5 protein-coding genes are annotated in these 6,234 nt (G+C 65.5%); 3 read left to right on the top strand and 2 right to left on the bottom strand.

Annotated features, from left to right (window positions below; all coding sequences use genetic code 11):
• The coding region (locus ACEN88_RS22270; protein ID WP_413343119.1) for a response regulator at positions 1-1,431 on the bottom strand (1,431 nt) is incomplete at its 3' end.
• A 124-nt stretch (positions 1,432-1,555) separates the two neighbouring features.
• Here ACEN88_RS22270 and ACEN88_RS22265 point away from each other — a divergent pair.
• From ACEN88_RS22265 to glf, 3 genes are all read left to right on the top strand, one after another.
• On the top strand, positions 1,556-2,683 hold the full coding sequence (locus tag ACEN88_RS22265; RefSeq protein ID WP_413343117.1) for a mechanosensitive ion channel family protein: 1,128 nt from the start codon (positions 1,556-1,558) through the stop codon (positions 2,681-2,683).
• Between the two features lie 172 nt (positions 2,684-2,855).
• A complete protein-coding gene (locus ACEN88_RS22260; RefSeq protein ID WP_413343115.1) occupies positions 2,856-3,191 on the top strand; it encodes a KGG domain-containing protein in 336 nt (111 codons plus the stop codon).
• Positions 3,192-3,455: 264 nt separating this feature from the next.
• The gene (glf, locus tag ACEN88_RS22255) at positions 3,456-4,610 is read left to right on the top strand and encodes a UDP-galactopyranose mutase (protein WP_413343113.1); all 1,155 of its coding nucleotides are present in this window, start codon (positions 3,456-3,458) and stop codon (positions 4,608-4,610) included.
• Here glf and ACEN88_RS22250 read toward each other — a convergent pair.
• Positions 4,611-6,234, bottom strand: a 1,624-nt coding sequence (locus tag ACEN88_RS22250) for a glycoside hydrolase family 97 catalytic domain-containing protein (protein WP_413343111.1), incomplete at its 5' end; no start/stop codon positions are given.

The following is a 6,234-nucleotide window of genomic DNA, read 5'->3' as shown; positions in this document are numbered from 1 at the left end:
CAGCTGCACGGAGGCCAGCGCCGCGCCGCCCGTGTAATCCTCGGCGGTGCGGGCCAGCACGTCGAGTACGTCGCCCAGCGGCGCGTCGGTCACGGCCAGTTCCAGCGCGCCGCGCTGGCCGATGGCGAGCAGGTTGGCACGCGCGCGCTCGGTGACGTCGACGCCGTGCAGCAGCACACCCGACACACTGCCGTCCGGTTCCCGCAGGGCCATGCACACGAAGTCGAGAAAGTGTTCTTCGAGGCCCGTGTGCGCGTCGCCGGTGCCGTCCGCGGCAGGGGCCAGCAGCAGGCGCACGTTATGGCCCTCGACCGCTTCGCCGCTCGCGAACACGCGGTCCAGCACGTCGGCAAAACCCTGCCCCGCCAGTTCCGGCAACGCCGTTCGCACGGGGCGCCAGGCGAGCTTGCGGCCGCCGGCCAGTTCCAGGAAGCGCTGGTTGGCCATCTCGATCACGTGGTCCGGGCCGCTCATCACGCACATGATGGCGGGCGCGCGGTGGAAGATGTCGCGCATGCGCTCGCTGGCGGCCTGCAGCTCGCGCAGCAGCCGCTCGCGCTCGGCCTCGGCCTCGCGCCGGCTTTCGTCCAGTTCCTGTTCGCTCTCGGCCAGCCGTTCGGCGGCCAGCTTTTCGGCGGTGGCGTCGCGGATGATCTTGGCAAAGCCGACGTGGACGCCCGCCTCGTCGCGCAGCGGCACCATCACGCCGTCCGCGAAGAAACGCGTGCCGTCGCTGCGCAGGTGCCAGCGGCGGTCCTCCGCGCGGCCCTGTTCGAGCGCGCGCCGGGCTTCCAGTTCGGGCTGGCCGTGCGCCACGTCTTCCGGCGTGAACAGCAGGTCGGCGCTGCGCCCGCGCACGTCGTCGGGCGACCAGCCGGTGATCGCGGCGGCACCCCCTTCCCACTCCGTCACGATGCGGTCGACGTCCGTGCCGATGAACGCATAGTCGCGGATGTTGTCGAGGATGAGCCGCAGGCGGGCATCGCGCGAACGCAGCTGGGCGCGGTGGCGTTCTTCCTCGATGCGGGCCAGTTCCGCGTTCTTGCGGTACAGGTCGATGAACACGGCGACCTTGGCCCGCAGGACGATGGGATTGAGCGGCTTGGTGAGGTAGTCGACCGCGCCCAGCGCGTACGCGCGCTCGAGCGGGAATTCGTCGGCGTCGCCGGCGGTGAGGAAGATGATGGGCAGGCTGTGCGTTCGCGGGTGCTCGCGGATCAGTTCCGCCAGCTCGAACCCGTTCATCGTCGGCATGCGCACGTCCAGCAGCACGACGGCGAAATCGTGGGCCAGCACTTCGCGCAGCGCCGCCTCGCCGGACGTCACGGACACGAGCGTCTGCCCCAGGTCCGCCAGGATGGCCTCGAGCACCGCCAGGTTGGCCGGCTGGTCGTCGACGAGCAGGATCTTGGTGGTCTGGTCGGAGGCCATCGGTGTCGGGCGGTGTCTTGATGCAAATAAGACAATGTATGCCGCGCCCTTCCGAAAGTCAATTGTGCGCGGCCGGATGGCGCCCGCCCGCACACTGGCGGCTGGCTTTCGTTTTTAGTGAATCATGTCGATGACGTTTCCCTTCCTGTCCCAATCCGGGCACTTCTCCTTTCTCAACAATGGTGTCGAAGACTGGGCTCTGGCCCTGGGCGTGGCGCTTGGCAGTGCCGTCGCGATGGTGTTCCTGCGCGCGTTCGTGCTGCGGCGTATGGAAGCGCTGTCGCGCCGGACCGAAACCCGGCTGGACGACTTCGTCACGGCGATGCTGTCGAAGACGTATCTGCTGTTCATCCTCGTGTTTGCCGTGTATTTCGGCGGCACGTTCCTGGAACTGACGGCCAGGCAGGACAAGTTCGTCACCCGCATCGCCATCGCGTCGCTGCTGCTGCAGGCGGCGATCTGGGGCGACACGGGCCTGCGCGCATGGCGCGACCGGTTCAGCATCGGCCCCGTCGACGGCGCGCGGCGCGCCTCGAGCAGCGTCCTGTGCTTCATTTCGCGGCTGCTGCTGTGGGTGGTCGTCACCCTGATGATCCTCGATAACTTCGGGATCAATATCACGACCCTCGTGGCCAGCCTGGGGATCGGCGGCGTGGCCGTCGCGCTCGCCACGCAGAACATCCTGGGGGACCTGTTCGCGTCGCTGTCGATCATGCTGGACAAGCCGTTCGAGGTCGGCGATTTCATCATCGTGGGCGACGTGCTCGGGTCGGTGGAACACATCGGCCTCAAGACGACGCGCGTGCGCGGGCTCGGCGGCGAGCAGGTCGTGTTTTCCAACGGCGAGCTGCTGAAGAGCCGCATCCACAACCACAAGCGCATGCAGACGCGGCGCGTGGCATTCGTCCTGCGCGTCGCGTACGGCACACCGGAAGACCAGCTGTGCCGCATCCCGCAGATCATCCGCGAGATCGTCTCGAGCCAGCAGAACGTCGACTTCGAGCGCGCCCACTTCTTCAGCTGGGGCCAGTGGTCGCTGGATTTCGAAGTCGTGTACCACTTCCGCAGCCCGGACTACATCCTGCACATGGATGCGCAGCAGGCGATCTTCCTCGAGATCTACCGCCGCTTTCAGAAGGAAGGCATCGAGTTCGCGCACCCGCTCTCGATCGTGCGGCTGGACGACCCGAAGCTCGCGGAATCCTTGCTGCGCCGCGGCGATGCGATGCCGCCGGGGCCGTCCGTGCACTGATTGTTGCACCAAAATAGACAGACTCATCCTACAAGTCAGCCGTAGGAATTCCTATTCACCATGCATAAGGACGGGCTTACCATGGACTCACCTCTTCCCGAACGGGCGTCACGAGACGCTGCTCCGGCAGAGGAAGTGCAAATGCGCTCAACCCACTTAAAGGAGAACGATCATGGCATCGAACAACCAACAAGGCGGTAACAAGGGCAACAACCAGAGCGGCGATACCAGCAACCGCGGTTTCGCATCGATGGACCCGCAAAAGCAGCGCGAAATCGCATCGGAAGGCGGCCGCGCCGCCCACGCTTCCGGCAATGCCCACGAGTTCACCTCGGAAGAAGCACGCCGTGCCGGCTCGATGAGCCACAAGAACGACGGCAACAGCCAGAGCGGTAATGCTGGCAACTCGCAGAGCGGCAATCAGCGGGGTAACAGCACGCGCGGCGGCACGCCGGAGCAGCACGCCAAGGCCGGCTCGCAGAGCCACAAGAACGATAGTAAGCGTTAATGCGCAAGCGTTAATGCGCAAACGCTGATCGGCGACCCCTTGTCGTGGCGAAAACCGCTGGCTTCGGCCGGCGGTTTTCGTATTTGCGTGACGCGTCCGAATAATCGCCATGCATTCGTCCGCATCCAATTGTGCGGGGCCAAACGGGTGAGAGGTGATATATTTTTGGCACTATATTTCACATTCCTATCGTGTAGTAACTGCAAGTCACCAGCAGCGCATGCGGGCATGGGTCACACATCACTTTTCAAACAGGATCAGCGAATGAAAAAAAATATTGCCATTGTCGGTGCTGGGTTTTCCGGAGCTGTCATCGCCCACCAGCTGGCCCATGCGGGCTACAACGTCGAGATCTTCGAGGCGCGCGACCACATCGCGGGCAATTGCCACTCGGAGCGCGACAGCGAGACCGGCGTCATGGTCCATGTGTATGGACCGCACATTTTTCACACCGATAACGAACGGGCGTGGGAATTCGTCAACCGTTTCGCGGAATTCATGCCCTACGTGAACCGCGTGAAGGCGATCACGAACAACCGCGTGTTCACCCTGCCGATCAACCTGCTGACGATCAACCAGTTCTTCGGCAAGACCTTCCGTCCCGCCGAAGCCCAGGCGTTCATCCAGTCGCTGGGCGACAAGTCGATCGAGAATCCGCAGACGTTCGAGGAACAGGCGCTGCGCTTCGTCGGCCGCGAACTGTACGAAGCCTTCTTCAAGACGTACACGATGAAACAGTGGGGCCTGCATCCGAGCGAACTGCCGGCCAGCATCCTGAAGCGCCTGCCCGTGCGCTTCAATTACGACGACAACTACTTCAACCACAAGTACCAGGGCATGCCGAAGGACGGCTACACGGCGCTCGTGGAAAACATCCTGAAGGTGCCGGGCATCAAGGTGCACCTCGGGACGCGCTTCGATCCGGCGTCCAGGTCCGACTACGACCACGTGTTCTACAGCGGCCCGATCGACGCCTGGTTCAAGCACGTCGAAGGCCGCCTGCCGTACCGCACGCTGGATTTCGAAGTCTTCCGCGACACCGGCGACTACCAGGGCAACGCCGTCATCAACTACTGCGACGATTCGCAGACCTATACGCGCATCACCGAGCACAAGCACTTCTCGCCGTGGGAACAGCACGAGCGCACGATCTGCTACATGGAGTACAGCCGCCAGTGCGAGGAAAACGATACGCCGTACTACCCGATCCGCCAGGCGCGCGAGAAGGCGCTGCTGGAAAAATACGTGAACCTGGCGCGCACCGAGCCGAACGTGACTTTCGTCGGCCGGCTCGGCACGTACCGCTACCTCGACATGGACGTGACCATCCACGAGGCGCTGCTCACCGCGGACAAGTTCCTCGAGGCCGCGCGCGAAAACGTCCGGATGCCCGCGTTCGCGATCGACCCGCTGGCCTGATCACCGGGCTTCGAGGATCACCACCGCGCCGCCCGCCCCCGCCAGTTCCAGGGCCAGGGCGTCGCGCGCCGTCACGTCCGCTTCGCGCAGTTTGACGTTGTTCGGCGTGGCGCCGTCTTCCCAGATCGTGGCCTTGTAGCGCCCGGCCGGCAGGAAGTCCAGCGGCACGCGCTTCGTCGTCGCACCCTCGTCCGCGGACATCGCGCCCACGTACCACGTCGTGCCCTGGCGCCGCGCCAGCACGATGTCCTTGCCCGGTTCGCCGGACAGGAAACGGGTCTCGTCCCACGCCGTCGGCACCTTGCGGATGAAATCGAAGCCTTCGGCGTCGCGGTAGGCGTCCGGATCGTCGGACACCATCTGCAGCGGGCTGTCGTACACCACGTACTTCGCCAGTTCCTGGCCGCGGGTGTTCTGCACGAACGGCAGTTCGGCGCGCACCTGGAACGCCGCGGGCGTGACGTTGCGGAAGCCGCCCGGTGTGTAATCGATCGGCCCGGCCAGCATGCGCGTGTACGGCAGCATCAGGTTGTGCTCGGGCGTGACCTTCTTCTGCATCTTGCTCCACTCCGCGCCCAGGACTCCTTCCTGCGTGATGAAGTTCGGATACGTCCGCTGCAGGCCGGCGGGCACGTAGGCGCCGTGCAGGTCCAGCAGCAGGTGGCGCTGGGCCGTGGCCCGCGCGACGCGTTGGTAGAAATCGACCATGTCCTGGTCGTCGCGGCTCATGAAGTCGATCTTGACGCCCTTGATGCCCCAGCGCGCGTAGGTGTCGAGCACCTCGTCCATGCGCGCCGCAACGTGTTCCCAGTGGGCCCACAGGATCAGTCCGACGCCCTTCGAGGCCGCGTAGCGCACCAGTTCCGGCATGTCGATGCCGTCGGCGGTGCGGGTGATGTCGGTGGTCGGCAGCGCGACCCAGGCGTCGGCGTTTGCGCCTTTGGACCAGCCCGCGTCGATCAGGTAGTACGGGAAGCCCGATGCGGCCGCGAAGTCGATGAAGCGGCGGTAGGCCGCCATGTCCGGCTTCATGCCCATGAGCGGACCCGACCACCAGTCCCACGCGGCCTTGCCGGGCTTGACCCAGCTGAAATCGCCCTGCGCGGCGGGATTCAGGTTGCCGACCAGGTTCGAGGCGATCAAATCGCCCGGCCGGTTGCCCAGCATGACGACGCGCCAGGCGGTCTGCAACCCGCCCTGCGATGCGTACACGGGCGCGGCGCGGCCCGGCACTGGGGACAGATGCACGCGCAGGCCGGCGCCATCGCGCCACAGGGACGCACCCGTGTAGCCCCCGAGGTTGGCCTGGGTGATCGCATAGGCGGTGCGGCCGGACGGCGTCGTGCACACGACCGGCACGTCGTAGCCCTTCTTGTCGTCCAGCTGGGTGATCTTCTGGCGTGCGAACGGCACTTCGTGCGCGCCGTCGAACACCGAGATCAGGCAGTCCGGATCGCCCGCAGGCACGAAGCCCGTCTTTTCGCCGCGCAGGCGGACGGGATCGCTGCCGTCGATGCGGTAGCGGAAGGCGACGCCGTCGTCGTAGGCACGCACGTCCACGAGCAGGCGGCGCGTGGCGTCCGCGCGGTCGCGGAACTGGAGCGTCGCGGCGCGGTAGCGGTCG

The sequence above is a fragment of the Massilia sp. CT11-108 genome (assembly GCF_047302915.1).
In the GTDB taxonomy this organism is placed as follows: Bacteria; Pseudomonadota; Gammaproteobacteria; order Burkholderiales; family Burkholderiaceae_D; genus Telluria; species Telluria orientalis.
Note: the sequence above shows the minus strand (reverse complement) of the source record. Positions and strands in the feature narration are given on the sequence as shown.

Coding starts and splice junctions, on each gene's coding strand:
- ACEN88_RS22265 (WP_413343117.1), top strand. CDS start 1,556: ATGTCGATGACGTTTCCCTTCCTGTCCCAATCCGGGCACTTCTCCTTT.
- ACEN88_RS22260 (WP_413343115.1), top strand. CDS start 2,856: ATGGCATCGAACAACCAACAAGGCGGTAACAAGGGCAACAACCAGAGC.
- glf (WP_413343113.1), top strand. CDS start 3,456: ATGAAAAAAAATATTGCCATTGTCGGTGCTGGGTTTTCCGGAGCTGTC.